This window comes from Desulfocurvus sp. DL1XJH-121 (assembly GCF_054819825.1).
In genome coordinates this window covers 54,871-78,408 of the sequence record NZ_JBTVWW010000011.1, presented here as the reverse complement: position 1 = coordinate 78,408, position 23,538 = coordinate 54,871, and the positions used below count along the sequence as shown (strand labels likewise).

28 protein-coding genes are annotated in these 23,538 nt (G+C 71.0%); 21 read left to right on the top strand and 7 right to left on the bottom strand.

Going from position 1 to position 23,538, the window contains the following annotated elements; all coding sequences use genetic code 11:
* Positions 1-2 precede the first annotated feature (2 nt).
* The 16 genes from ACYYG1_RS09640 (at position 3) to ACYYG1_RS09565 (ending at position 11,766) form a co-directional block, all read left to right on the top strand.
* Positions 3-158 carry a hypothetical protein gene (locus ACYYG1_RS09640; protein WP_461210092.1) on the top strand — a complete coding sequence of 52 codons (156 nt, stop codon included), beginning with the start codon at positions 3-5 and terminating at the stop codon, positions 156-158.
* Positions 158-670: a hypothetical protein gene (locus tag ACYYG1_RS09635; protein ID WP_461210091.1), complete on the top strand. Its 513-nt coding sequence runs from the start codon at positions 158-160 to the stop codon at positions 668-670. Before ACYYG1_RS09640 ends, ACYYG1_RS09635 begins: the two co-directional genes overlap by 1 nt.
* A complete protein-coding gene (locus tag ACYYG1_RS09630; protein ID WP_461210090.1) occupies positions 667-873 on the top strand; it encodes a hypothetical protein in 207 nt (68 codons plus the stop codon). Before ACYYG1_RS09635 ends, ACYYG1_RS09630 begins: the two co-directional genes overlap by 4 nt.
* A 457-nt stretch (positions 874-1,330) precedes the next feature.
* On the top strand, positions 1,331-1,699 hold the full coding sequence (locus tag ACYYG1_RS09625) for a hypothetical protein (RefSeq protein WP_461210089.1): 369 nt from the start codon (positions 1,331-1,333) through the stop codon (positions 1,697-1,699).
* Positions 1,696-3,234, top strand: coding sequence for a terminase large subunit (locus tag ACYYG1_RS09620; RefSeq protein WP_461210088.1), 1,539 nt, complete (start codon positions 1,696-1,698; stop codon positions 3,232-3,234). Before ACYYG1_RS09625 ends, ACYYG1_RS09620 begins: the two co-directional genes overlap by 4 nt.
* Complete coding sequence (locus ACYYG1_RS09615; RefSeq protein ID WP_461210087.1) at positions 3,231-3,755, top strand: hypothetical protein; 525 nt, start codon at positions 3,231-3,233, stop codon at positions 3,753-3,755. The genes ACYYG1_RS09620 and ACYYG1_RS09615 overlap by 4 nt, the downstream gene beginning before the upstream one ends.
* 1 nt (position 3,756) lies before the next feature.
* Positions 3,757-3,975, top strand: a complete 219-nt coding sequence (locus ACYYG1_RS09610) for a hypothetical protein (RefSeq protein WP_461210086.1) — start codon at positions 3,757-3,759, stop codon at positions 3,973-3,975.
* 2 nt (positions 3,976-3,977) lie between these two features.
* Positions 3,978-5,627 carry a portal protein gene (locus ACYYG1_RS09605; RefSeq protein ID WP_461210085.1) on the top strand — a complete coding sequence of 550 codons (1,650 nt, stop codon included), beginning with the start codon at positions 3,978-3,980 and terminating at the stop codon, positions 5,625-5,627.
* Positions 5,627-5,872: a hypothetical protein gene (locus tag ACYYG1_RS09600; RefSeq protein ID WP_461210084.1), complete on the top strand. Its 246-nt coding sequence runs from the start codon at positions 5,627-5,629 to the stop codon at positions 5,870-5,872. The genes ACYYG1_RS09605 and ACYYG1_RS09600 overlap by 1 nt, the downstream gene beginning before the upstream one ends.
* Positions 5,869-6,651, top strand: coding sequence for a hypothetical protein (locus ACYYG1_RS09595; protein ID WP_461210083.1), 783 nt, complete (start codon positions 5,869-5,871; stop codon positions 6,649-6,651). Before ACYYG1_RS09600 ends, ACYYG1_RS09595 begins: the two co-directional genes overlap by 4 nt.
* 3 nt (positions 6,652-6,654) lie before the next feature.
* Positions 6,655-7,566: a major capsid protein gene (locus ACYYG1_RS09590; protein WP_461210082.1), complete on the top strand. Its 912-nt coding sequence runs from the start codon at positions 6,655-6,657 to the stop codon at positions 7,564-7,566.
* A gap of 9 nt (positions 7,567-7,575) precedes the next feature.
* Positions 7,576-7,974 (top strand): hypothetical protein, encoded by a 399-nt coding sequence (locus tag ACYYG1_RS09585; RefSeq protein WP_461210081.1) that lies wholly within the window; start codon positions 7,576-7,578, stop codon positions 7,972-7,974.
* Between the two features lie 100 nt (positions 7,975-8,074).
* A complete protein-coding gene (locus ACYYG1_RS09580; protein WP_461210080.1) occupies positions 8,075-8,401 on the top strand; it encodes a hypothetical protein in 327 nt (108 codons plus the stop codon).
* A gap of 3 nt (positions 8,402-8,404) precedes the next feature.
* Positions 8,405-8,956, top strand: coding sequence for a phage connector family protein (locus ACYYG1_RS09575; protein ID WP_461210079.1), 552 nt, complete (start codon positions 8,405-8,407; stop codon positions 8,954-8,956).
* Positions 8,957-8,958: 2 nt separating this feature from the next.
* Positions 8,959-11,292, top strand: a complete 2,334-nt coding sequence (locus tag ACYYG1_RS09570; RefSeq protein ID WP_461210078.1) for a ubiquitin-activating E1 FCCH domain-containing protein — start codon at positions 8,959-8,961, stop codon at positions 11,290-11,292.
* A 21-nt stretch (positions 11,293-11,313) separates the two neighbouring features.
* The gene (locus ACYYG1_RS09565; protein WP_461210077.1) at positions 11,314-11,766 is read left to right on the top strand and encodes a hypothetical protein; all 453 of its coding nucleotides are present in this window, start codon (positions 11,314-11,316) and stop codon (positions 11,764-11,766) included.
* Between the two features lie 161 nt (positions 11,767-11,927).
* Here ACYYG1_RS09565 and ACYYG1_RS09560 read toward each other — a convergent pair whose 3' ends face one another.
* Positions 11,928-12,503 carry a flavodoxin family protein gene (locus ACYYG1_RS09560; protein ID WP_461210076.1) on the bottom strand — a complete coding sequence of 192 codons (576 nt, stop codon included), beginning with the start codon at positions 12,501-12,503 and terminating at the stop codon, positions 11,928-11,930.
* A gap of 164 nt (positions 12,504-12,667) precedes the next feature.
* On the opposite strand from ACYYG1_RS09560, the gene ACYYG1_RS09555 reads away from it, so the two are divergent.
* Together ACYYG1_RS09555 and ACYYG1_RS09550 are read left to right on the top strand one after the other, a co-directional pair.
* Positions 12,668-13,351: an ABC transporter ATP-binding protein gene (locus ACYYG1_RS09555; RefSeq protein WP_461210075.1), complete on the top strand. Its 684-nt coding sequence runs from the start codon at positions 12,668-12,670 to the stop codon at positions 13,349-13,351.
* The gene (locus ACYYG1_RS09550) at positions 13,348-15,879 is read left to right on the top strand and encodes an ABC transporter permease (RefSeq protein ID WP_461210074.1); all 2,532 of its coding nucleotides are present in this window, start codon (positions 13,348-13,350) and stop codon (positions 15,877-15,879) included. The genes ACYYG1_RS09555 and ACYYG1_RS09550 overlap by 4 nt, the downstream gene beginning before the upstream one ends.
* A gap of 6 nt (positions 15,880-15,885) precedes the next feature.
* On the opposite strand, the gene ACYYG1_RS09545 is transcribed toward ACYYG1_RS09550, so the two are convergent.
* The 5 genes from ACYYG1_RS09545 to ACYYG1_RS09525 form a co-directional block, all read right to left on the bottom strand.
* Positions 15,886-16,464: an arylesterase gene (locus ACYYG1_RS09545; RefSeq protein ID WP_461210073.1), complete on the bottom strand. Its 579-nt coding sequence runs from the start codon at positions 16,462-16,464 to the stop codon at positions 15,886-15,888.
* A 100-nt stretch (positions 16,465-16,564) separates the two neighbouring features.
* Positions 16,565-16,996, bottom strand: coding sequence for an FKBP-type peptidyl-prolyl cis-trans isomerase (locus ACYYG1_RS09540; RefSeq protein ID WP_461210072.1), 432 nt, complete (start codon positions 16,994-16,996; stop codon positions 16,565-16,567).
* A gap of 114 nt (positions 16,997-17,110) precedes the next feature.
* Positions 17,111-18,256: a multidrug effflux MFS transporter gene (locus ACYYG1_RS09535; RefSeq protein WP_461210071.1), complete on the bottom strand. Its 1,146-nt coding sequence runs from the start codon at positions 18,254-18,256 to the stop codon at positions 17,111-17,113.
* Positions 18,257-18,431: 175 nt separating this feature from the next.
* Positions 18,432-19,400 carry an AEC family transporter gene (locus ACYYG1_RS09530; protein ID WP_461210070.1) on the bottom strand — a complete coding sequence of 323 codons (969 nt, stop codon included), beginning with the start codon at positions 19,398-19,400 and terminating at the stop codon, positions 18,432-18,434.
* Between the two features lie 146 nt (positions 19,401-19,546).
* Positions 19,547-20,515 (bottom strand): AEC family transporter, encoded by a 969-nt coding sequence (locus ACYYG1_RS09525; protein WP_461210069.1) that lies wholly within the window; start codon positions 20,513-20,515, stop codon positions 19,547-19,549.
* 221 nt (positions 20,516-20,736) lie between these two features.
* On the opposite strand from ACYYG1_RS09525, the gene ACYYG1_RS09520 reads away from it, so the two are divergent.
* Positions 20,737-21,351 (top strand): nitroreductase family protein, encoded by a 615-nt coding sequence (locus ACYYG1_RS09520; RefSeq protein ID WP_461210068.1) that lies wholly within the window; start codon positions 20,737-20,739, stop codon positions 21,349-21,351.
* A gap of 4 nt (positions 21,352-21,355) precedes the next feature.
* Here ACYYG1_RS09520 and ACYYG1_RS09515 read toward each other — a convergent pair whose 3' ends face one another.
* Positions 21,356-22,069 (bottom strand): DUF554 domain-containing protein, encoded by a 714-nt coding sequence (locus ACYYG1_RS09515; RefSeq protein WP_461210067.1) that lies wholly within the window; start codon positions 22,067-22,069, stop codon positions 21,356-21,358.
* Between the two features lie 408 nt (positions 22,070-22,477).
* On the opposite strand from ACYYG1_RS09515, the gene ACYYG1_RS09510 reads away from it, so the two are divergent.
* Both ACYYG1_RS09510 and ACYYG1_RS09505 read left to right on the top strand, forming a co-directional pair.
* Positions 22,478-23,020 (top strand): DUF2975 domain-containing protein, encoded by a 543-nt coding sequence (locus ACYYG1_RS09510; RefSeq protein WP_461210066.1) that lies wholly within the window; start codon positions 22,478-22,480, stop codon positions 23,018-23,020.
* A 12-nt stretch (positions 23,021-23,032) separates the two neighbouring features.
* Positions 23,033-23,278 (top strand): helix-turn-helix domain-containing protein, encoded by a 246-nt coding sequence (locus tag ACYYG1_RS09505; protein ID WP_461210065.1) that lies wholly within the window; start codon positions 23,033-23,035, stop codon positions 23,276-23,278.
* Positions 23,279-23,538 lie beyond the last annotated feature (260 nt).

Genomic DNA, 23,538 nt, shown 5'->3' with positions numbered 1-23,538 from the left:
GCATGCAGTGCGAATGCTGCGGGGAGCGCACGCGCGTGGTGCGCACGGTGCAGGTGCGGCCCGGGGTCACCGAGCGCACCCGGGCCTGCGACGGCTGCGGCCGGGTCTTCACCACCGTTGAACGCCGGGGCCGGGACGCGGCCTGCGGGGGGCGCTGATGGACTGGAAGGACGTGGGCAAAATGGCGGCGGACGCCGCGCCCGTGCTGGCCGGGGTGCTGGGCGGCCCGGCCGGGGCCGTGGTGGGCGCGGCCGGGGCCCTGGTGGCCGCCTGCCTGGACGTGGAGCCCGAGCCCGAGGCCGTGGCCAGGGCCATGGAAAACGATCCCCGGGCCGCGTTGCGACTCAGGGAACTGGAGGCGGCCGAGCGCCGGCGGCTCCTGGCCTGGCGGGCCAAGCAACTGGAAGCCGACGCGGCCTATGACGCCCAGCTCACCACCCGCCACACCGCGGACATGGCCTCGGATTCCTGGCTGTCCAAGAACGTGCGGCCCCTGTGCCTGCTGGCCGTGACAGCGGCCATCATCGCCTCGGCCCTGGCCCCGGGCGTGGCCCCGGCCAAGCTTTCGGCCCTCACGGATCTGGGCTGGGGCGTGTACGGCTACTATTTCCTGGGGCGCAGCGCCTTCGACAAGGGCGCGGTGCGCCTGCACTGGGGGGGCGGAGCGTGAGCGAGACCCAGGACGTGGCGCTCCTGCTGGCGCGCATCGACGAGCGGGTCAAGGCCGTGATGCAGGACGTGGCGGAACTGCGTCGCAGCCAGCGCTGCGCCACCCATTCCGAGAAGCTCCGCAACCTGGAGCGCGTGGTCTTCGGGGTCATGACTGTGACCTTCGGGCTCATCGGCAAGGCTGTCTACGATTTATTCCGCTAGCAAGCCGTTGAAAAACAGCGATCTGCGGCGTTGCTGCGAACAATTCAAAACCTCGCGTATTGGGATACGCTTCGGTCTTAAATTGTTCTTGCGCCTTGCATCTCACTATTTTTGAACGGCTTGCGCAGAAGGATCTTTCAACAATCTGCCAGCCCGGAACGGGACAGGCCAGGCTGGGAAGCGGCGGCGCGAGGACGCAAAAAAGCCCGGGAGCACCGTGGGCGGCGAGACCGTAGAACGCTCGTTCTTGGAATGGGGCGGGGCCCCTGCGTACTCCCCCCGGCGCGGCCGGGCCGCCCGGTGGGGACGTCGCGTACTCCTGGTGTTCATTCTCTTGGTCAGGTCGCCACACCTGTGTCCCAGGCAACCATACAATAACCACTTGCGGGAACCATGACAAGGCCCACAGGGGAATATATTGGTCCGGTCGAACTGAAACCGGAACCGGAGGGGTGAGTTGCGCCAAAAATCAGCACCTTGCGATGGCCTTCCGGCGTCGCCCGCCGAGGCCGGAAAACCAGCCCCGGCGCTCCCGCCCGCGCCGCTGGCCCCGGCCTCGCCCGGCCCCACGGCCCGCGCGGATGGTGCGGCCCCGGACCAGGAGGCCCGGCGCTGGATCATGGAGCGCCTGCGCGAGGTGGCCGAGCGCTGTTTGCAGGCCGTGCCCCCGCCCGCGCGCGGCAAGGACGCCGACGGGGTCTGGAAGTTCGACGCGGCCGGGGCCGTCAGGGCCCTGAACCTCATGGGCAAGGAGCTGGGCATGTTCTCGGATCGGGTGGAGCATTTGGTGAACGTGCACGAACAATCCCTGGAAGAGCTGGAATGACCGAACGCCAGAAACGAATCCGCCAGCGTCTCAAGGACGATCTGGTGCACTACGCGGAGCGCTGCCTGTCCGTGCGCGCCAAGGACGGGCGCGTGGGCCGCCTGGTGCTCAACCGGGCCCAGGCCCATCTGCACGCGGCCCTGGAGAACCAGCGCAAGAGGACCGGGCGCGTGCGGGCCTACGTGCTCAAGGGCCGCCAGCAGGGAGCTTCCACCTACATCGGCGCGCGCTTCTTCCACCGTGTGACCCACGGCCGGGGCCTGCGCGCCTTGGTCATGGCCCACGACATGGAATCCACCAAGAACCTCCTGGAGATGACCAGGCGCTTCTACCGCCACTGCCCGCCCCTCGTGCGCCCGGAGCTGGGGCGGGACAACGCGCGGGAACTGGAATTTCCCGGCCTGGACAGCGGATACCGGGTGGCCACGGCGGGCAGCAAGGGGGCGGGGCGGTCCCAGACCGTCCAGTTCCTCCACGGCTCGGAGGCCGCCTTCTGGCCCAACGCGCGGGAGCACGCCGCAGGCGTACTGCAGACCGTGTCCGGCGGCGCGGGATCGGAGGTCATCTTCGAGACCACGGCCAACGGCACGGACCCCTTCTTCCACGCGGGCTGGAGGGCGGCCCAGGCCGGGGAGAGCCCGTACCTGGCCGTGTTCATCCCCTGGTTTTGGCAGCCGGAATACAGGCTGGACGCCCCCGAGAAGTGGTCGCCCGACGCCGAGGAGGCCGAGTTGGCCGAGCTGTTCAACCTCACACCCGGCCAGCTGGCCTGGCGGCGGGCCAAGATCGCTGAGCTGGGGGACGCGCTTTTGTTCCGCCAGGAATACCCCTGCACCCCGGAGGAGGCCTTCAGCAACACGGGCTTCGACTCCTTCATCCGCACGGCGGACGTGCTGCGCGCGCGCAAGTCCGACGCCCAGGGCTCGGGGCCCGTGGTGGCCGGGGTGGACCCGGCGCGCTTCGGGGACGACCGCACCGCGCTGATCCTGCGCCGGGGCCGCCGGGCCTTCGGCCTGCGCACCTGGCGGGGGCGCGACACCATGGAGGTGGCGGGCATCTGCCGCCGCGCCCTGGAACAGGCCTCCCCGCCCATCCAGCGGTTGTTCGTGGACGCGGGGGGCCTGGGCGCTGGCGTGGTGGACCGCCTGCGCGAGATGGGCTTCGGCCCGCGCATCACGGCCGTGAATTTCGGCTCCCGGGCCGCCAGCCCGGACCGCTACCGCAACAAGCGCAGCGAGATGTGGGGCGAGATGCGCGACTGGCTCACGGGCGAGCTGCCCGTGGCCCTGCCCGACGACGACGCCCTGCAGGCCGACCTCACGGGGCCGGGCTATTCCTACGACAGCTCGGGCCGCCTGATGCTGGAGTCCAAGGAGACCATGCGCGCCCGGGGCATGGGCAGCCCGGACGGGGCCGACGCCCTGGCCCTGACCTTCGCCGCGCCCGTGCGCGCGGGCCGCCCGGCCCAGCGCTACGCCGACGCCTGGGCCGGCATGCGCGCCCAGGGCGGGGCCGAACTGGCGGAGGGCGCATGATCGACCTTGCGGACCTGCGCATCCTGTCCCGGGCCCGGTCCCTGGACGACGCCGTCCTCGCGGAGCTTTGGGAGCGGTTGTGGGCCGAGAATCTCGCCCGGGCCGTGTTCTACGCTGGCGGCATGGAGGACTTCGCGTCCTTCAGGGCCTTCGCGGACGAACCCGGGCGGCTGTTCTACGCGGTCACCGCCGGGGGCGGCCCGGCGGCCCTGTTCTGGCTGGACGGGGGCGGGGGCGGGGCCGCGCGCATCCATTTCGCGGCCTACCGCCGGGCCTGGGGCCGGGCCGCGCGGATCATCGGCCTGTTCGTCACGGACTGGCTCTTGACCTGCCGTACGGCCCAGGGCCGCCGGGCCCTGGAGGTGCTGGTGGGCGTGACCCCGGCCAGCCACGCCCCGGCCCTGAAATTCATCGCCGACATCAGCTTCACCATCCTGGGCACGGTGCCCGGGGCCCTGGTCCTGGCGGACGGTTCCCGCACCGGGGCGGTGGTTTCGTACCTCAGAGCACGGGAGGACTGAGATGGGCGGAGGATCCATAGGCGGCAAGGGCACGAGCTACGAGTACCCCGAGGTCCCCGAGGTGGAGGACACCAGCGACGACGAACAGACCCGGGAGCGCCTGCAGGCCGCGCGTGAGCGCGAGGAGCAGCGGCGCAGGAACGCGGCCCGCTCCACCCTGGCCACCAGCGCCTCGGGCCTGGACAAGGCCGCCAACGTGAAAAAGACCACCCTGGGGTAGCCATGAACGCCACGACGAACACGAGCGCGGGCCCGCCGCCCGCTACGGGCGAATCCCGCGAGACCGCCCAGGACGTCCTGAGGCGCTTTTCCGGCCTGGCCTCGGCCCGGGACGCCTTCGACTCCATCTGGGAGGAGGTGGCCGAATACATGGGCCCGGCCTACGCGGGGTTCAAGGCCCGGCCCGGGCATCCCAGACGCCCCCGGCCCGACCTTGTGGACTCCACGGCGCGCCGCGCGGCGGGCATCTTCGCCGCGGGCATGCTCTCCGGGGTCTCGTCCCCGTCCCAGCGCTGGTTCCGCCTGACCACGGCGGACCGGGGCCTGGAGGACCGGCCCCGGGTGCGGGCCTGGCTCCAGGCCCTGGAGGAAATCTACTGCCGGGCCCTGTCGCGCTGCGGGTTCTACCCCCAGCAGACCCTGGGCTACCACCAAGCCGGGCTTTTCGGCTGGCAGTGCATGTACGTGGACGAGGACCCGGGCCTGCCCGACGCGGGCCTGCGCTTCCGGGCCCTGCCCCTGCACGAGGTCTACGTGGCCGAGAATTTCCAGGGCGAGGTGGACACGGTGTTCCGCAGCTTTCGCCTCACGGCCCGCCAGGCGGCCCAGAAATGGGGCTTCCTGCGCCTGCCCGAGGCCCTGCGCCGTGTGCTGGAGCGCGGCCGGGAGGAGGACCGGGAGTTCGCCTTCCTGCACGCGGTGTTCCCGCGCCGGGACAAGGCCCCGGGCGGCGGATCCCCCGCACGGGCCCGGCCCGAGAAGGCCCGGCCTGAGAGGGCCTACGTCTCCGTGTACCTGGAGCGGGACTCCGGGGAGGTTGTGGCCGGGGGGCATTACGCGGAATTGCCCTACATCGTGACCCGCTCCCACCGCCTGCCGGGCACGGCCTACAGCTACAGCCCGGGCACCGAGGCCCTGGCCGACGCCAAGATGATCAACGAGATGAAGCGGCTCATCCTGGAGGCCGGGCAGCTGGCCGTGGCCCCGCCGTACCTGGTGCCCGACGACGGGTTTTTGGGCCGCTTCTCCTTCGAGCCCCGGGCCATGAACTACTACCGCCGGGCCGAGGGCAATTCCCTGAGCGATTTCGGGCCCCTGTCCATCGGCGGGGAGCCGCGCTTCTCCTTCGAGCTCCTGGCCTCCACCAAGGAGGACATCAACGCGGCCTTTTTCGTGGACCTTTTCCTGGCCGTGAAGACGCGCATCGCCCAGGGAGCCGCGCCCACGGCCCAGGAGGTGGCCGAGCTGGCCGGGGAACGCATGTTCCTGCTCGGGCCCATGCTGGTGAACCAGCAGCAGGAGAACTTCCGCCGCCTGTTCGCGCGGCTGCACCGGCTCCTGGCCCGGCGCGGGGAGCTGCCCGAGCCGCCCGCAGAGGCCGGGGGCCTGCCCGAGGTGGAGTACGTGAGCCCGCTGATGCTCGCCCAGCAGCAGGAGCGCACCGCCGCAGTGCTGGCGGCCTACGGAGAGGTGAACGCCATCGCGGCCATCGAACCGCGCGTCTTGGACATCCTGCGCCACGACGAGAACGTGCGCCAGGTGCTCACCCAGCGCGGCGTGCCCCAGGCCGGGGTGCGCACCCGCGACGAGGTGCGCGCCCTGCGCGCGGCCCGGGCCGCCCTTGAGGAAAACGGCGGCGTGGAGGGCGGCTGATGGACATCGCGGCGCTGAGCGAGGCGGAGCTTGCCGCGCACGTGCGCGCGGCCCTGTCCGGCCCGTCCGGGCGGGTGCTCCTGGAGTTTTTGCGCACCCACTGCTTCATGCGCCCGGGCCCGCGCCCCGAGGCCTGGACCGGGCGCGAGCAGGTGGAGTTCCGCTACGGCCGCATGACCCTGTTCCAGCTTCTGGAGCACTACGCGGCCCCCGAGAATTTCAACCCAAGGAGTGACGAACCATGAATCTGGAAGCCTCGCAGGCCCCCGGCGACGGACACGGCGAAGAGACACCTTCCCATTGGCTGGAGCAGGCCATCCCCGAGGACGCGGTGCTGGACCTGGACGGCGGGAGCGTGCCCCTGCGCGGGCATCCGCAGCTCGCCAAGTACGCCACCGTGGCCGACATGGCCAAGTCCCTGCTGCACGCCCAGAGCCTGGTGGGCCGCAAGGCCGTGGGCCTGGTGCGGCCCGGGGACCAGGCCACGGACGAGGAGCGCGCGGCCTTCGATGTGGAATTGCGCCGCATGCTGGACGTGCCCGAGGGTCCCGAAGGCTACGACCTCGCGGCCCCGGAGAACGCCGACGGCCAAATGCTCGGCTGGTTCAGGGACGCGGCCCATGAGGCCGGGTTGTCCCCGGACCAGGCACGCGGACTGTCCGAGGGCTACGACGCCTTCATGCGCCGGGCCGCCGGGCAGTGGCGCGAGGAGCGCGAGGCCCAGCGCAACGAGACCCTCAGGGAGCTGGGCAGGCGCTGGGGCGGGGACGCCGGGGCCAATATGGAGCATGCGCGGCGCGGGTTTCTGACCTGCGCCGAGAACGCCGGGCTTTCCCAGACCCAGCGCGAGGCGCTCCTCGCGGCCCACGGCGACGACCCGGTGCTCATCCGGCTCTTCCACGGCGTGGGGACGGCCCTGGCGGAGGACGATTTCGTGGACGGCGCGGCCGGGCCGCGCGCGCGCAGCGAGATCTCTCCGGAACGCTTCTTCGCCGAAGAGGTCTTCGGCGGCAAAGGAGAATAAGGCATGAGCACGACCGGAACCCTGCGGGACATCTCCCGCGAGTTCGCCAAGAAACAGCCCAGGCAGGTGGACTGGCTCACCGAGGAGACGCCCGTTCTGGACGTCATCCCCTTCGAGGAGGCCTCCCACACCCTGTGGAACGTGTACGACGAGGTCTCCGACGTGTCCGGCGGCGGGTTCGTGGACATGGACGCGCCCCTGGACTCCATCGAGGTGGACACCCGCCTGCGCAAGGTGGACCTGTCCATCCTCGGGGCCAGGATGTTCTGCCCCGAGGACAAGGCCAAGGCCTTCGGCGGCCGGGACCGCTACTTCGGCAAGAAGACGCCCAAGGCCCTGCGCAAGCTGGGCGTGGATGCGGAAAAGGCCATCCTCTACAACAACTTCCGCCGGTACGCCCTGGACGAGGGCAGGCTCCTGGACGCGGGGGAGGAGGCCGACGCCTGCTACACGGTGCTGGCCATGCGCTTCGTGCCCGGCGAGACCACGGGCCTGTACTCCACGGCCGGGTTCCGCCAGGGCGGGCTCATCGACATGAAGAGCATCAACGGCGGCGGCCTGTACGAGAACGAGTCCGGCATCCTGGGCTACGGGGTGCGCATGAAGGGCTACTTCGGCATCCAGATCGCCAATCCCGAGACCGTGGCCGCCCTGGTCAACGTGAGCATGGACTCGCCGCCCACGGCCATGCAGGTGGACGGGCTCCTGGACATGGTGCGCGCGGCGGGCGCCAGCTACCTGTTCTGCCACCGCAAGGCCCTGTCCATCCTGGCCGACGTGGGCAAGGGCGCGGCCTTCCAGATGACCCCGGCGGACCGCAAGGTGGACCGCCGCGTGGCCGAGTGGAACGGCGTGCCCATCGTCACCAGCTACAACTTCCAGGACGGGGCCGAGGCCCACGTGGACGTGGAATAGGAGGACGCCATGTACGACCACATCTTGAAGGTCCACGGCCAGTATCTGGCCAAGGAGCAGGACGTGCCCGCCGACGCCGAGGCCGACGGCAACGGCCCGGAGATGGACTTCTCGGGCACCCTGGGCGGGGTGGAGATCCTGGCCGTGGCCGCCACGGACCTGGCCCTGGCCGATGGGGCCACCCTGGCCGTGCGCCTGGAGCACGCGGACAAGGGCGGGGACTTCGAAACCCTGGGCCAGGTCTGCGCCGTCACGGCCTCGGGGGCCTTGACCATCGAGGCGGGCGAGGTGCTGGGGCGCTTCATCCCGCCCACCAGCGCCAAGGCCCGCACCAAGGCCGTGCTGGCCACGGACGACGCCACGGCCACGGGAACGCTCTCCGTGTTCCCGCACTACCTGGCCCGCTGACGCATCCGGTTTCATGGCCCGGGGCCGCGGCCCCGGGCATCCATCCTCGCGGGGCCCCGAAGGGCGGGGCCCCGCGGCCATCAACGCACAAGGAGGGACCATGCAGGAGCGTGTTCTGGAAAGGCCCGAGGAGCGCATGGGAGGCGAAGGGCCCGAGGCGAACGGCCCCGGGGACGGCGGCGGCAAACCCGCCCAGGCCATGCTGGAGATTTTGCCCGAGGCCCTTCAGGGCCTGGGCCTCTCGTCCGCGCCCGAACCCGGGGACCGCCTGGAGGTCGCGGGTTCGGCCGTGTGCCGGGGCCTGTCGCGGCGCGGGGGCAGCGTGTTGCAGATGGAGGTCACGGCTCTGGCCCCGGAGGGGGACTCCGGCGGCGGCCAGGACGAGCAGGAGGCCTTCTTCCGCGACCTGTTCGAGGGCCGGGGGTAGGGCATGAGCGTGCGCATCCTGTCCCGGGCGCTCATGGAGCTGGGCGAGGACCGCATCACCTCCGCGGACCAGGACACGGAGCGGGCGCGGGTGGTGGCCGAGGTCTACGAGGACGAGCGGGACGCCCTGCTGCAGGAGCATCCCTGGCACTTCGCCATCGCCCGGGCCGGGCTGGCGCGGCTGTCCGCCGCGCCGGCCTTCGGCTTCGGGGCGGCCTTTTCCCTGCCCTCGGATTGTCTGCAGGTCCTGTCCACGGAGCCCGAGGCCGTGTACGCGGTGGAGGGCGGCGCGCTGCTCACGGACCTCGGGGAGATCGCCATCCGCTACGTGCGCCGGGTCACGGACCCGGGCCTCATGCCGCCCACCTTCCGCACGGCCCTGGCCACGCGCATCGCGGCTCGGGTCTGCAAGAAGATCACCGGCTCCAGCGCGGAGAAGGAGCGCCTGGAGGACCAGTATCTGGACCGCCTGCGCACGGCCAAGTTCCGCGACTCCCAGGGCCGGGGCACGGCCGGGGCCTCGCGGCCCGAGGCCCTGGTGCGGGCCAGGAGGTAGCCGTGGCGTCGCAATCCACCCCCATCATCAACGCCTTCACGGCGGGCGAGCTGTCCCCGCACCTGGAAGGCCGCACGGACCACGAGAAGTACTACTGCGGCTGCCGCAGGCTGGAGAACTTCATCCCCCGGCCCCACGGCAGCGTGTACAAGCGCCCGGGCACGCGTTTCGTGGCCCGGGCCAAATACGCGGACCGCGCGGCGCGGCTCATCCCCTTCGACTTCAACAGCACGGCCAGCCAGAGCTACGTCATCGAGATGGGCGACGGGTATTTGCGCTTCTACAAGGACGGCGGGGTCATCACCGACGACGAGGGCGAGCCCTGCGAGGTCGCCTCGCCCTGGACGGCGGACATGATCTGGAGCGTGAACTTCGTGCAGAGCTGCGACGTGCTCTATCTGGTGCACCCCGAGGCGCGGCCCCAATCCCTGACCCGCGCCGGGCACGCGGACTGGACGCTGGCGCCCCTGGAGTTCGCCTGGCCCGGGGCGGACCACGAGATGGCGGACGGCAACGGCGACGGCCTGGCCGACGGACGCGCCGGGGACACGGTGACCATCCCCGAGGGCCGGGCCATGGAGGTGGAGACGGCCGTGCACGGCGTGGGCCCGGACGGGGACGAGGCCTGGTTCGCGTACCAGGGCGAGGGCCTGTTCGACGCCCTTCTGGGCGACGGCGACCGCATCCTGACCTTCGCGGCCTCGCCGGACCACGATTCGGGCCAGATCGAGCGCGTGCACGACGCCTCCGGGAATCTCAACGACCTCTACTGGCGGCGGCTGGACGCGGGCCACTGCATGCCCGAGGACTGGGGCCCGGGCAACTGGCCGTCGGTGGTGGCCCTGTACGAGGACCGCCTGGTGCTGGGGGCCACGCCCAACCGGCCCCTGACCCTTTGGCTTTCGGCCACGGGCGAGTACGAGGACCTGCGCCTGAATACTTCCAGTTACGAGGACGGGGTGCAGGATTCGCCCTTGGACGACGACGCCATCGAGCTGTCCCTGTCCGGCGCGCGGGTCAATCCCATCCGCTGGATCGTGGACCAGCAGGAGCTCCTCGTGGGCACCAACGCGGGGGAGGTCAAGGTCTGGAGCGGGTCCTCCAGCGAGGGCCTGACCCCGTCCCGGGCCTTCTGCAAGCGCCAGAGCGCCTACGGCTCGGGCCCGGTGCAGCCCCAGGCCGCGGCCGACGCCGTGCTCTTCGTCAGCCGCACGGGCAAAAAGATCCGGCGCATGGCCTACGAACTGTCCAGCGACCGCTACACCTCGCCGGAGATCACGCTGCTCGCCGAGCACGTCACCGGCCGGGGCGTGGCGGACATGGACTACGCGCGCGAGCCCGACGGCGTGCTCTGGACCGTGCGCAGCGACGGGGTGCTGGCCGCCTGCACCTATCTGCCGCAGCAGAACGTGGCCGCCTGGCACCGGCACATCCTGGGCGCGAGCGCCGCCGGGGCCGCGGCCTGCGAAAGCGTGGCCTGCATCCCGGGCCAGGGCGGGGACGAGACCTGGCTTCTGGTGCGGCGCACGGTGGACGGCGGCGTGCTGCGCAGCGTGGAGCGCATGGCCGGGGCCTGGGACGGGGGCGACGCCGGGGACGCCTTTCTGGTGGACTGCGGCCTGTCCTCGGGCCGGGACGTGGAGGAGGCCGCGGCCGAGTCCCCGGTGCGGATCACGGTGGCGGGGCACGGATTCTCCACCGGGGACACGGTGCTCCTGGACGGGCTCGAAGGCATGGAAGAGGTCAACGGAGGGCAATACGCCGTCAGCGTGCTGGACGCGGACCAGTTCACCCTGGACGGGACGGACGGCTCGGGCTTCGCCGCCTGGACCGGCGGGGGCCGGGTCTGGCGGCGCGCGCAGACCGTGTCCGGCCTGGGCCATCTGGAGGGCGAGGCCGTGCAGGTCCTGGTCGACGGGGCCTCGGTGGGGCCGCTGGTCGTCGCGGGCGGGGCCGTGGCCCTGCCGCGCGCGGCCTTCAAGGTCCACGCGGGCCTGGGCTACGGGGCCGTGCTCCAGCCCATGCGCCTGGAGGCGGGCGTCCAGGGCGGCACGGCCCAGACCAAGCGCAAGCGCATCATGGCCGTGAGCCTCAGGTTCCGGAACACCGTGGGCGGGGCCGTGTGCCCGGGGGACGACGTGGCGGACAAGTACGAGCGCGTCCTGCCCCGGGGTCGGGCCTCGGATGCCGGGGCCGCGCCCGCGCCCTTTTCCGGTGACCGCGAGGTGCGTTTCGCCGGGGGCTTCGACCGCGACGGCCTGTTCACCGTGCGCCAGGACGAGCCCCTGCCCATGACCGTGATCTGCTGCGTGCCGCGCGTGCAGGGCGGGGAGTAAACCGGGAAGCAAGGAGGAGACATGGGAGCCGATCCATTCACCTGGGCCGCCATGGCCCTGGCCGCCACCCAGGCCGTGGGCGAGGTCAGCGCCGCCGATGAGCGGCAAAAGGCCGCCGATGCCAAGCGCGAATACGCCGCCAAGGTCAACGAGTACAACGCGCAACTCGTGGAAAAGGAAACCGAAGAGCAGAAGCAGGAGGCCCTGGCCGCCTACCGCCGGGCCCTGTCCAGCGCCAACGTGGGCCTGACCAAGGGCGGGGTGTCCACGGCCACGGGCTCGGCCCTGGAACACCTGGGCCGCGCAGCCGAACGTCAGGCCAGGGAGTTGAAGGACCTCGAATACGAGGGCGCCCTCAAGGCCCGCCAGGCGCGCGCCGGAAGCGGCGCCTCGGGCTACGGAAGCTCCGGCGCCGGATACGATGCCGCGCGCACCCTCCTGTCCCTGGGCTCCAGGGCCTATGATTCGTGGTAGCGGGCAGGGGGCAACAGGACGCGAGATGACGATAAGGCCCCGCGCATCATGCGCGGGCCTGTGTCTTGAATGGCACGCGGGCCGCGCCTGGCGTGACGGCAAGAAGAAACCCCCGCCTCCATGGAGACGGGGGTTTTCGATTTTCCGGGAGGGGGAGGGGGCTAGCCGCGCAGGCGCTCCAGGGCCCAGGCCATGTTCTGGCCCAGGGTCCGCATGGTCACCACGCCCTCGTCGTCCCCGGCCACGTCGCCGGGCTCCAGGCCGATGCCCATGTTCCAGTAGCTGGAGCCCACCACCACCATCTGGCCGATGAGGAAGAAGGCGTTCAGGGCGTTGAAGACCTGCTGCGCGCCGCAGCGGCGCACGGCCACCACGCCCGCGCCCACCTTGCGCGCCAGGAAGTCGCCGTTGGTCTTGGCCACCATGCCCGCGCGGTCGATGAGGGCCTTCATCTCCGTGGACACGTTGGCGAAGTAGGTGGGGGAGCCGAGGATGATGCCGTCGGCCTCCTCCATCTTGGCCAGACAGTCGTTGAGCATGTCGTTCTTCACCGCGCAGCGGCGGTCCTGGTTCTTGTAGCACTGCATGCAGGCCACGCATCCGTGGATGGGCTTGCCGCCCAGGTCCACCACCTCGGTGTCCACGCCGTGGGCCGCGAGTTCGGCCAGGACCATGTCTATCATCTGCCTCGTGTTGCCTCCCTTGCGGGGGCTGCCGTTGAAGGCCACGACTTTCATGCTTGTCTCCTTATGTTCTGTTTGTCGGCGGTTCGCTGGGAGCAGCATGCCCCAGGCGGGACGCCGCCGCAAGGGGGCACCCGGAGGAGACTGGGTGGCACGGCGGACATCGCCTTGCGCGGACGGGCGAATCATCGCATCATGGTCCCATGCCAGAACACGACATGAACGATTCGCCGATGGTGGAGCTTACGGACGTGCGCCTGACCCTGGCGGCCGGGGGCGTGAGCGTGGACGTGCTGCGCGGGGTGGACCTGTCCGTGGCCCGGGGCGAGACCCTGGCCGTGGTCGGGCCATCGGGCGCGGGCAAGACCACGCTGCTCATGGTGGCCGCGGGCCTGGAGCGGCCCACGTCGGGCCGCGTGCGCGTGGCCGGGACGGACCTCTCGGGCCTGGACGAGGACGGGCTGGCGCTCTTTCGGCGCGGCAACGTGGGCGTGGTCTTCCAGGGCTTCCATCTGGTGCCCACCATGACGGCCCTGGAGAACGTGGCCCTGCCCCTGGAGTTCGCTGGCCGGTCCGACGCCATGGCCGTGGCGCGTCAAGGCCTGGCCGCCGTGGGCCTGGCGGAGCGGGCGCGGCACTATCCGTCCCAGCTCTCCGGCGGCGAGCAGCAGCGGGTGGCCATCGCCCGGGCCTTCGCGCCCGGCCCCAGCCTGCTGTTGGCCGACGAGCCCACGGGCAATCTGGACGCCGACACCGGGTCCCGGGTGCGGGAGCTGCTCTTTTCCCTGTGCGCCGAGCGGGGCGCGACCCTGGTGCTGGTCTCCCACGACCCGGCCCTGGCCGCGCGCTGCTCCCGCCGGGTGACCATGCGCGACGGCCGCTTGGACGGGGGCGCGGCGTGAGGCTGTCCGAGCTGCCGCTGGCCCTGCGCCTGGTGCGGCGCGAGCTGCGTTCCGGCGTGCGGGGCTTCGGGGTCTTCTTGACCTGCCTGGCCCTGGGGGTGGCCTCCATCGCCGCCGTGGGCGTGTTCTCGGCCTCGGTGCGCCAGGGCCTGGCCGTGAACTCCAAGCGCCTCCTGGGCGGGGACCTGGAGATCACGCGCACCCACGCGGCCCCGGGCGCGGACGTGGACGCGCTCCTGGCCGGGAAGGGGGACGTCTCGCGCAGCGTGCGCACCCGGACCATGGTCCGGGCCGAAAAGGGCGGGGACCCGGCCCTGGCCTCCCTCAAGGCCGTGGACGCGGCCTATCCCCTGTACGGCGAGATGCGCCTGGCCTCGGGGCGGCCCCTGGGCGAGGCCCTGGCCGTGCGCGACGGGCTGCCCGGAGCCGTGGCCGAGCGGGCGCTGGCCCTGCGTCTGGACGTGGCCGTGGGCGACGTGCTCCTGCTCGGGCCCGTGCGCTTCCGCCTCGCGGACGTCATCGAGCACGAGCCCGACCGCCTGACCCAGTTCACGGGCCTGGGCCCGAGGCTGATGATTTCCCTGGACGCCCTGCCGGGCACGGGGCTTCTGGGCCCCGGAGCCCTGGTGCGCCACGGCCTGGCACTGCGCCTGGCCCCGGGCGCGCCCCCGGTGGAGGAACTGGCCGGGGAGGCGCGCGCGCGCTTCCCGGACCGGGGGCTGCGCGTGCGCGAGCACCACGACTTCCGGGGCGGGATGTCCTGGTTCCTGGACACCGTGGAGACCTATCTCGTGCTGGTGGGCCTGGCCTCGCTGCTGGTGGGCGGCATCGGCGTGGCCGGGGCCGTGCGCTCGTTCCTGGCCGGGCGCGGCGAGGCCATCGCGGTGATGAAGTCCCTGGGCGCGGAACGCTCCCTGGTCATGGCCGTGTATCTGTTGCAGTCCATGGCCCTGGCCCTGGCGGGCACCCTGGCCGGGGCCGCGCTGGGCTGCGCCGTGGCGGCCGTGGCGGCCGGGCCCCTGGCCGCGCGCATGGGCGTGCCCCTGGGCGCGGGCCTGCCCCTTGCGCCAGTGGCCCTGGCCGTGGCCTACGGCCTGCTGGCGGCCCTGGCCTTCACCCTCTGGCCCCTGTCCGCGGCCGGGGGCGTGCGTCCGGCCCGGCTGTTCCGTGGCTATGCCGAGCCCGAGGCGCGCCGCCCGGGATGGCGCGCCGTGGCGGCCTGCGTCGCCTGCGTGGCCGCCATGTTCGGGCTGCTGGCCGCCACCTCCCGCGACCCGGTGCTGCCCCTGGGCTTCGGGGCCTGCGTGCTGGGCGCCATGGGGGCGCTCAGGGGCTATACCTTGCTGGTGAAATGGGCGGCGCGGCGCTGCCCGCGCGTGGGCCCGCCGCATCTGCGGCAGGCCGTGGCCGGGCTGCACCGGCCCGGAGCCTCCACCGGGGCCGTGATCTTCTCCCTGGGCCTGGGGCTCACGGTGCTGTCGGCCCTGTTCCTGTCCGACGGCAACATCCAGGACCGCATCCGCCGCCGCATCCCGGCCACGGCCCCGGCCTATTTCTTCCTGAACGTGCCCAAGGACAAGGGCGCGGACCTGGAGGCCCTGGCCCTGTCCGTTCCCGGGGTCACGCGCGTGGAGCGCACCCCGTCCATCCGGGGGCGGATCCTGGAGATCAACGGGGTTCCGGCCCACGAGGCCCATATCTCCGAGCGGGCGGCCTGGGCCGTGCGCTCGGACCGCGCCCTGAGCTTCGCCGCCGCCATGCCCCGGGGCACGAACCTGGCGCGCGGGCGGTGGTGGCCCGGGGACTACCAGGGCCCGCCGCTGATCTGCCTGGACGAGGACGTGGCCCGGGGCTTCGGCGTGGGGCCGGGGGACACGCTCACCGTGAGCGTGCTGGGCCGCCGCATCACGGCGGCCATCGCCTGCACCCGGGACATCGACTACGCCCAGGGCGGCATCAACCACGCGGTGATCTTCTCCCCGGGCGTGCTGGAGCCCGCGCCCTACACCTGGCTGGCCACGGCCTATGCGGACGCGGGGGCGGACACGCCCCTGTTCCGGGCCGTGACCCGTGAGTTCCCCGGAGTGGTGGCCGTGTCCATGCGCGAGGTGCTCACGGGACTGGGGGACATCGCCTCGGACGTGGCCCTGGCCGTGCGCGCCTGCGCGGGGGTGACGCTGCTGGCCGGGCTCTTGGTGCTGGCCGAGGCCCTGCGCGCCAACCTGCGCACCCGGCGGCGCGACGCGGTGGTCTTCAAGGTCCTGGGGGCCACGCGGGGGGACGTCGTCCTGACCCTGGCCCTGGAGTTCGGCATCCTGGGCGTGGCCGTGGCCCTGCCCGCGGCGGGCCTGGGCTGCCTGGGCTCCTACCTGTTCATGGTCCACGCCATGCACGGTGACTGGGTCTTTCTGCCCGCGCCTTTGGCGGCGGTGATTCTCGGCGGGGTGGCGGCCTCGGTGGGCCTGGGGCTGTTGGGCGTCAGGCGCGCCCTGTCCGGCAGCGCCTGGCCCGTGCTCAGGAACGAGTAGGAGGGGCTATCGCGTTAAAACGGTCTCCACCAGATCGCGCACCATGGGATAGATGCGCGCGGCTATCTCGCGCACGCCCGCCGCGTTGGGGTGCACGCCGTCGGCCTGGTTCAGTTCGGACCGCTGGACCACGCCCTCCAGAAGGAACGGATACAGGGGCACGCCGTGGCGCTCGGCCAGGCGCGGGAAGACCGCGTCGAATTCCCGGGCGTAGCCCGCGCCGTAGTTGGCGATGGCCCGCATGCCCACCAGGAGCGTGGGCACGTCCCGGTCCGCCAGGCGGGTGAGCATGGCGTCCAGGTTGGACTCCATGGCCCGCGTGGGCAGGCCCATGAGCCCGTCGTTGGCCCCCAGTTCCAAGAGGGCGGCGTCGGGGTTCTCCTGAAGGCTCCAGTCCAGGCGGGCCAGGCCGCCGGAGGTTGTGTCCCCGGACACTCCGGCGTTGACCATGCGCACGTCGTAGCCGTCCTCGGCCAGCATGCGCTGGAGCACCGAGGGCAGGGCGTCGGCCGGGTTCGCCAGGCCGAAGCCCGCGAACAGGCTGTCCCCGAAGGCCAGCAGGGTGATGGTGCGGTTCTGCTTCATCTGGGTCCCGCCGCTCGCCCCCTGCGCCGGGGGCGGAAAAAGGAACGCGGCGGCCAGGACAAGGGCGGCCGCCGCGAGGATCGTCCGGTGTCGGGCCGTCCTAGAGTATTTCCAGCAGCTCGATCTCAAAGACCAGGTCCTTGCCCGCCAGGGGGTGGTTGCCGTCCAGGGTCACGGCGTCGTCGGCCACGGCCGTGACCGTGAGGCGGAAGTTGTCGCCTTCCTGGGTCTGGGCCTCAAGGACCATGCCCGCCTCGGGCTCCACGTCCCCGGGAAGCTCCGTGCGCGGCAGGTCGAAGACCATCTCGTCGTTGCGCTCGCCGTAGGCGTCGCTTACCGGGATGGTGAAGGTCTTGACCTCGCCGGTCTCCATGCCGTCCACGGCGGTGTCGAAGCCCGGGATCACGGCGCCCGAGCCCAGGGTGAACTGGAAGGGCTCGTCGCGATTGCGCGAGGAATCGAAGACGTGGCCGTCTTCCAGGCTGCCGGTGTAGTGGATGAGTACGGTGTCGCCCTGCTTGGCGGTGGGCATGTAACCTCCAGGGTTTCCGGCGCGGGGCGCGCCTCGGTTCGCACAATTGTAGGGAACCCTACGCGTTATGGCGCGCGCCTGCAACCTGGGGCGGCCCGGGCGGCCGGGGGGCGGCTAGCGCCGGGGCCTGCGCCTGAGGATCACGGCCAGGGGGATTCCGGCCCCCGCCATGCCCATGACGGCGATGGTCAGGGGCTTGGAGGGCCAGTCGAAGGAGATGGCCTGCATGGCCACGGCGGCCACCAGGAAGTTGAAGAAGGTCAGTACGGAGGAGGCCGTGCCCGTGTCCCGGTCCACCTGCTCCAGGATCATGTCGTTGCTGATGGGGCGGGACAGGCCCAGGAACAGGGAATAGCTGAACATGGGCCCGGCGAAGGCCGCGGGGCCGTTCGCGCCCAGGGCGGACAGGGCCGCGGCCGAGGCCGCCATGCCCAGCAGCGAGGTCAGCAGGATGGACCACGAGCCCATGCCCACGGTGAGCCGCGCGCAGAGGAACGAGCCGAGCATCATGGCCAGGGCGTTAAAGGCGAAGTACAGGCCGAAGGTCCGTTCGGACAGGCCGAAGCCGTTGATGTAGATGTCCGACGAGCCGCCGATGAAGGCGAAGAACGCCAGGTTCACCACGGCGAAGGACAGGGCGTAGAGCATGTAGGGCCCGTTCTTCGAGAGCCGCCCGTAGCGCGCCAGGGCCTCGCCCACGCCGCCCGAGCCGCGCTCCGCGAGGGTCTCGGGCAGGCGCAGGGCGCCGTACAGGGCGGGCAGGGCCATGAGGGCCTGGACCACGAAGATGCCCCGCCAGGAGACATGCTCCATCATCAGGGCCCCCAGGGTCGGGGCCACCATGGGACAGAGCGGGATGATTACGCCCACGTAGGCCAACAGCTTCCTGCGGGCCTCGCCCGCGTAGAGGTCCTTGACCAGGGCCAGGCAGACCGTGGCCGCGGCGGCCGCGCCCAGGGCCTGGAGCACCCGCGCGGCCACCAGGAAGGCGATGGACGGCGCGGCCGCGCAGCCCAGGGAGGCCACGATGTACAGGGGGATGCCCGTGAGCAGCACGGGCCGCCTGCCGAAGCGGTCCGACAGGGGGCCGTGCACGAGCAGGAACAAGCTGAAGCTGAAGAAAAAGGCCACCAGGGACAGGTTGGCCAGGGACAGGGGAATGTCCCACAGCTCGCACAACTGCGGCACCGCGGGCAGGTACATGTCCGTGGTCAGGGCCGGAAAGGCGGCCAGGAGAAGGATCAGCAGGAAATTGTTCATTATGGAATCGGGTTTCTCGGTGCGGAGGCCTGAAAGCGTAATCTCTCGCAGGCCGTTCAAAAATAGTGAGATGCAAGGCGCAAGGTAAATGCAAGACCGACGCGTACTCCCCGTACGCGAGGTTTTGCATTTGCCGCAGCAACGCCGCAGATCGCTGTTTTGGGGCGGCCTGCCGCTACAGGAGCCCCTGCCAACGTAAGGCCGCGGCCAGTATCGTCAAGGTCCCGAGGTTCAGGACGCTGGTGGTCACGGCGGTCATGGCCGCCTCCTCGGGGACCTGGTCGTAGATCTGGGCGATGACGTAGGTGATCAGCGCCGTGGCCGTGCCGCTCATGATCACGCCCACGGCCAGCCACGTGCCCGTGACCCCGAAGGCCGCCAAGAGCGCCCAGGTCAGGAGCGGATGCACGACGAGCTTGGCCACGGTGGCCGCCGCCAGCCGGGGCAGGCTGAAGGTCCGCTCCCCGGTCAGGGCCACGCGCACCTTGTCGCGCAGGTCCAGGCCCAGGGCCAGGAGCATGCACGGGGCCGTGGTGTTGCCCACCATGGAGGCGGCCTTGTCCAGGGGCTCCCAGAGGCCCAGGCCCGAGGCCCCCAGGGCGAAGCCCAGGCAGGTGCCGATCATCAGCGGGTTGAAGAGCGCGGACTTGATCAGCCTGGGCACGGCCCCTCCGGCCTGCTCGCCGGAATTCTTGATGAACTCTAGCTGCACCTGGCAGGGAATGGCCACCAGGTTGGGGGTGATGACCGCCAGCCCGGCGGCCACCAGGGCCTCGCGGTTGCCCGGGAAGAGGTTCATGACCACGGGCAGGCCGATGAAGGCCACGTTGGCGGAGCTGCAGGACAGGGCCGTGATGGCCGCCGGGCCGTGGCCCCTGCGGCCCAGGAGCAGCTCGGCCGCGTAGCCCAGGGCGTAGATCAGGACCAGGGACCCGAGGAGCCCGGCCCAGAAGCCGCCGTGCAGGATGTCCGCCAGGGACGACCCGGCCAGGATGTGGACCATGAGCACGGGCAGGGCCACGTAGAGCACGTAGGCCCCGATGACGGCGCCCGTCTGCTTGGGCACCACGCGGAAGAGGTCCAGGACCACGCCGTAGATCATGATCAGGAAAACGGGAAGAATCTGGAGCAGGGAGTCAAACATGAAAATCTCTGGGCCGTTCGCGGCGGGGCCGGACGGCGGGATGAAGCGGAAAGTGATGTGCCCGGACTATCGGCCACCGCCCCGGCGCGGTCAATGAAAAACTCCGGGCGCGGGGCGGATTGCCGCGTTTTGCCCCTGGGGCGTCCCTAGAGCAGCCCCTGCCAGCGGAAGATGGATGCCAGTATGGTCAGGGTCACGAGGTTCAGGACGTTGGTGAGCACGGTGGCCATGGCCGCCTCCTCGGGCAGGTGGCCGTATATCTGGGCCATGACGTAGGTCAGGAGGGCCGAGGCCGTGCCGCTCATGATCACGCCCACGGCCAGCCAGGTGCCCGTGACGCCGCAGGCGGCCAGGAGCGCCCAGGCCAGGAGCGGGTGGATCACCAGCTTGATCACCGCCACCGAGACGAGCCAGGGCGTGTTGAACTTCCGTTCCCCGGACAGGGCCATGCGCACCTTGGAGCGCAGGTCCAGGCCCAGGGCCAGGAGCATGCATGGGGCGCTGGTGTCGCCCACCATCTTGGCGGCCTTGTCCAGGGGCTCCCACAGGCCCAGGCCCGTGCCGCCGAGGACGAAGCCCAGGGCCGCGCCCGCCACCAGGGGGTTGAGGAACAGCGCCCTGGCCAGGGTGGGCAGCGCGCCGCCGCCCCGGTCCGAGGACTGCTTGAGGTATTCCAGCTGCACCTGGCAGATGATGCAGACCAGGTTGGGGGTGATCAGCGCCAGCCCGGCGGCCACCAGGGCCTCGCGGTTGTCCGGGAAGAGGTTCAGGATCACGGGCAGGCCCAGGAAGGCCATGTTGGCGCAGCTTCCGCCCACGGCCGTGACCGCCGCCGCGCCGTGGCTCCTGCCGCCCAGGAGGAACCCCGTGGCGTAGCTCAGGACGTACACGCCCAGCAGGGAGCCCACGATCCCGGCCCAGTACCCGCCGTGCATCATGTCCGCCGGGGACGACCCGGCCAGGATGTGGACCAGCAGGAGGGGCAGGGCCGCGAACAGGACGTAGGCCCCGATCAGCTCCCCCGTCTGCCGGGGCACCACGCGGAAGGCGTCCAGGACCACGCCGTAGATTATGATCAGGAACACGGGAAGGATCTGCAGCAGGGAGTCGAGCATGGAGGTCTCTGGGCCGATGGCGGTCGGGTAGTCGCCGTGCGGGGCGGATTCGCAAGAGGGTGAATGATAACCGACGTCTTCGCACTATCTGACAGCGCCTCGCGGCGGTCAATGAAAAAGTCCCGGCGCTCGGGGGTTGGTTCTTTCCCCCGGGGGCTGGTACAAGGGAAAATCGCACTCGCCGGCGCCCGGAGCGCCGGGCAAGGAGGTCCGCCATGGGCATGAGCGTCAAACAGGCCATCTACGCGCGCCACAGCGTGCGATCCTACAGCGGGGAGCCCCTCACGGACGAGGAGGTCCGCGAACTTCTGGAGGCCGCCCAGAGCGCGCCGTCGAGCCTCAATTCCCAGCCCTGGCGCTTCAAGGTGGTCCGCGACAGGGCGGAGACGGCCTGGTTCGGCACGCGCGAGGCCAGCCGCAACCAGGCCTGGCTGGCCCAGGCCGGGGCCGTGTTCGTCTGCTGCGCGGACCTGGAGCACTACGTCAAGGACTCCCAGTCCGCGGCCTTTTTTTTTCGCGAGAAGGGGCTGCTGGAGGGCGAGGCCCTGGCGGGCATCGAGTCCTACGTGGCCCGCGAGGCCCGCGCCGACGCGGCCGCCCGGTTCGGGGCCTGCGCCATGAACGTGGGCATCGCCGTGTCGTTCATGATGCTCAGAGCCGTGGAGATGGGCCTGGGCGCGTGCTGGATCGGCATGTTCGACGAGGCCGAGATCCGCGCGCGCTGCGCCCTGCCCGAGGGGTTGCGCGTGGTCTGCCTCCTGGCCGTGGGCCGCCCGGGGCCGGGCGACGCCCACCGCCGCAGGCGCAAGCCCCTCGCCGAGATCGTGCTGGACTGAGCCCTCAGCCCATGAACCGCGCCCACAGGGCCGAGATGGGCATGACCAGGAACAGGGCGGGCAGCATGCCCAGGATGGGCACTTGCACCAGGCTGAACTGCCGCAGGGACGTGCCCAGCATGATGATGCCCCCGCAGGTGGTGAAGTCCGCCAGCATGGCCGGGGTGGTCAGGGGCAGGATCAGGGTGGCCGCGAAGAAGAGCAGGGACTGCATGATGAGCTGCGGCAGGGCCAGGGCCCCGACGATGCTCCCGATGTTCGCGGCGAAGACCATGGCCGTGAAGAAGTCCAAGAGCGCCTTGACCAGGAGCAGGGAGAAGTCCCCGGTCATGCCCTCCTGCATGGGCCCCACCGTGCCCAGCACGCTGAAGCAGAACAGCACCGTGACCACGGAGAACTGGTCGCGGAACACGTTTTCGGGCGCGGCCTCGGTCTTGGGGCGCTTGCGCTGGAACAGCCCCACGGCCTTGAAGGCCAGGCGCATGACGCCCGCGTCCAGGCGCAGGAGTTCGCCCACGGCCAGGCCAGCGAGGACCGCGATGATGGCCGGGGGCATGGACTGGCCCTTGGCGACCATGAAGACCCCCAGGCTCAGGCTGCAGCAGCCGAAGGCGTAGTTGGCCCGCTCGCGCAGGCCCTGGCTCATGGCGCCGCCGGTGAAGGAGCCCAGGATGGCCCCCGCCACGATGCCGATGCTGTTGATGAATGGTCCCGTCATATCGATGCACCTTGGTTGATTCGTTGGTCCGGCATGGCGCGCGCACGCACCTTCCGCTGCCGCGCGACGGCATAATCGCGCCGCCGCGCACGCCGGGGCGTCGCGTCGCTGGTCTGTATGGTCCCTGGTTTTGGGGGGCGGAGCCGGGCTGCGGGAAGTGCGGGCGGTCCGTCGAAGGGGAAAACCGGACCGGGGGTCTATAGCTCCGGACCGCAGGGAAGGCAAGCCACGCAGGCCTTGGGGCGGGCGCGGAGAAGGGCGCGGGCGATTGGGGGGCAAAAAATTGCCGTTGCTCAAATAGTAATTATTGACAAACAGTAATTTTTGGTCGATATACGGGTCGTACGCGGAGCGGTCACGGGGCCGCGCGGCGCGTAAGTGAGACGATCCGAAACCGGAGGCAGGGCGATGAGCAGGATTCAGGTTCTGGCCGCGCGTTTTCAGCGCTTTTTCATGCTGGTCTTTTGGGCCGTACCCTTGGTGCATCTCGTGATCTGGCTGACCCTGGGGCCCACGGACCAGGACGCGGACTGGTCCCTGCACCTCACGGGCCTGGACATGGTGGAGATCGTGGGCCCGGTGGGCTGGCCCGCGCGGGTTCTGGGCTTTGCCGCGTCCATGCTGGCCGGTGGGCTGGACATGGCCGTGATGCTCTATCTTTCGCGGCTGTTCGGGGAGTTCGCCGGGGGCGAGGTGTTCACCGCGCGCGCGGCGGCCCTGCTGCGGCGGGCCGGGCTCTTTCTGGTGCTGGCCCAGGCCGCCGAGCCCGTGAGCGCCGCGCTGTGCTCCCTGGCCGCCACCATGGGCAACCCTCCCGGGCGACACATGGTGGCCGTGTCCCTCTCGGACGTGGACGTATTCACCGTGGTCCTGGGGCTGGCCCTGTTCTTCGCCGCGCGGCTCATGGACGAGGCCCGCGAACTGCGCGAAGCCGATGCCCTGACCATCTGACCCGGAGGCCCCATGTCCATCGTCATCAATCTCGACGTGATGTTGGCCCGGCGCAAGATGGCCTCCAAGGACCTGGCCGAGGCCGTGGGTATCACCCCGCAGAACCTTTCCATCCTCAAGACCGGCCGCGCGCGGGCCGTGCGCTTCAACACCCTGGACGCCATCTGTCGGGTCCTGGACTGCCAGCCCGGCGACATCCTGGAGTACGCGCCGAAGGAGGGCGGGGACGGGTCCTGGCCGGGGGAAACTTCCGGCTAGGGGCGCCGCTCCGGTCGAAAACACTCGAAACGCAGGGATGCGGGAGGGCGCGCTGCGACCGGCGAGGTTCCGGTTGGCGGCACCCGCCCGCGTCTGCGTGGATCTCTTTGCCTTCCCGCATGCCGTCCTGCTCCGGCTTTTCATCGGCGGCGCCCTGTACCCGGGGCGTGTGCCGCCCGGGGCCCCGCCGCGTCTTCCCCTATTTTGTCTTGGTTTTTGGTGATGCATTTCACCAAAAAGTCGAAAACCGACACCTTGAT

Bases quoted from the DNA above. Each gene is read 5' to 3' on its own strand.
- ACYYG1_RS09605 (WP_461210085.1), top strand. From the start codon at position 3,978: ATGAACGCCACGACGAACACGAGCGCGGGCCCGCCGCCCGCTACGGGC.
- ACYYG1_RS09610 (WP_461210086.1), top strand. From the start codon at position 3,757: ATGGGCGGAGGATCCATAGGCGGCAAGGGCACGAGCTACGAGTACCCC.
- ACYYG1_RS09635 (WP_461210091.1), top strand. From the start codon at position 158: ATGGACTGGAAGGACGTGGGCAAAATGGCGGCGGACGCCGCGCCCGTG.
- ACYYG1_RS09535 (WP_461210071.1), bottom strand. From the start codon at position 18,256: ATGAACAATTTCCTGCTGATCCTTCTCCTGGCCGCCTTTCCGGCCCTG.
- ACYYG1_RS09585 (WP_461210081.1), top strand. From the start codon at position 7,576: ATGTACGACCACATCTTGAAGGTCCACGGCCAGTATCTGGCCAAGGAG.
- ACYYG1_RS09590 (WP_461210082.1), top strand. From the start codon at position 6,655: ATGAGCACGACCGGAACCCTGCGGGACATCTCCCGCGAGTTCGCCAAG.
- ACYYG1_RS09640 (WP_461210092.1), top strand. From the start codon at position 3: ATGCAGTGCGAATGCTGCGGGGAGCGCACGCGCGTGGTGCGCACGGTG.
- ACYYG1_RS09560 (WP_461210076.1), bottom strand. From the start codon at position 12,503: ATGAAAGTCGTGGCCTTCAACGGCAGCCCCCGCAAGGGAGGCAACACG.
- ACYYG1_RS09580 (WP_461210080.1), top strand. From the start codon at position 8,075: ATGCAGGAGCGTGTTCTGGAAAGGCCCGAGGAGCGCATGGGAGGCGAA.
- ACYYG1_RS09530 (WP_461210070.1), bottom strand. From the start codon at position 19,400: ATGTTTGACTCCCTGCTCCAGATTCTTCCCGTTTTCCTGATCATGATC.
- ACYYG1_RS09540 (WP_461210072.1), bottom strand. From the start codon at position 16,996: ATGCCCACCGCCAAGCAGGGCGACACCGTACTCATCCACTACACCGGC.
- ACYYG1_RS09595 (WP_461210083.1), top strand. From the start codon at position 5,869: ATGAATCTGGAAGCCTCGCAGGCCCCCGGCGACGGACACGGCGAAGAG.
- ACYYG1_RS09600 (WP_461210084.1), top strand. From the start codon at position 5,627: ATGGACATCGCGGCGCTGAGCGAGGCGGAGCTTGCCGCGCACGTGCGC.
- ACYYG1_RS09615 (WP_461210087.1), top strand. From the start codon at position 3,231: ATGATCGACCTTGCGGACCTGCGCATCCTGTCCCGGGCCCGGTCCCTG.
- ACYYG1_RS09620 (WP_461210088.1), top strand. From the start codon at position 1,696: ATGACCGAACGCCAGAAACGAATCCGCCAGCGTCTCAAGGACGATCTG.
- ACYYG1_RS09555 (WP_461210075.1), top strand. From the start codon at position 12,668: ATGAACGATTCGCCGATGGTGGAGCTTACGGACGTGCGCCTGACCCTG.
- ACYYG1_RS09510 (WP_461210066.1), top strand. From the start codon at position 22,478: ATGAGCAGGATTCAGGTTCTGGCCGCGCGTTTTCAGCGCTTTTTCATG.
- ACYYG1_RS09545 (WP_461210073.1), bottom strand. From the start codon at position 16,464: ATGAAGCAGAACCGCACCATCACCCTGCTGGCCTTCGGGGACAGCCTG.
- ACYYG1_RS09565 (WP_461210077.1), top strand. From the start codon at position 11,314: ATGGGAGCCGATCCATTCACCTGGGCCGCCATGGCCCTGGCCGCCACC.
- ACYYG1_RS09505 (WP_461210065.1), top strand. From the start codon at position 23,033: ATGTCCATCGTCATCAATCTCGACGTGATGTTGGCCCGGCGCAAGATG.
- ACYYG1_RS09525 (WP_461210069.1), bottom strand. From the start codon at position 20,515: ATGCTCGACTCCCTGCTGCAGATCCTTCCCGTGTTCCTGATCATAATC.
- ACYYG1_RS09575 (WP_461210079.1), top strand. From the start codon at position 8,405: ATGAGCGTGCGCATCCTGTCCCGGGCGCTCATGGAGCTGGGCGAGGAC.
- ACYYG1_RS09520 (WP_461210068.1), top strand. From the start codon at position 20,737: ATGAGCGTCAAACAGGCCATCTACGCGCGCCACAGCGTGCGATCCTAC.
- ACYYG1_RS09515 (WP_461210067.1), bottom strand. From the start codon at position 22,069: ATGACGGGACCATTCATCAACAGCATCGGCATCGTGGCGGGGGCCATC.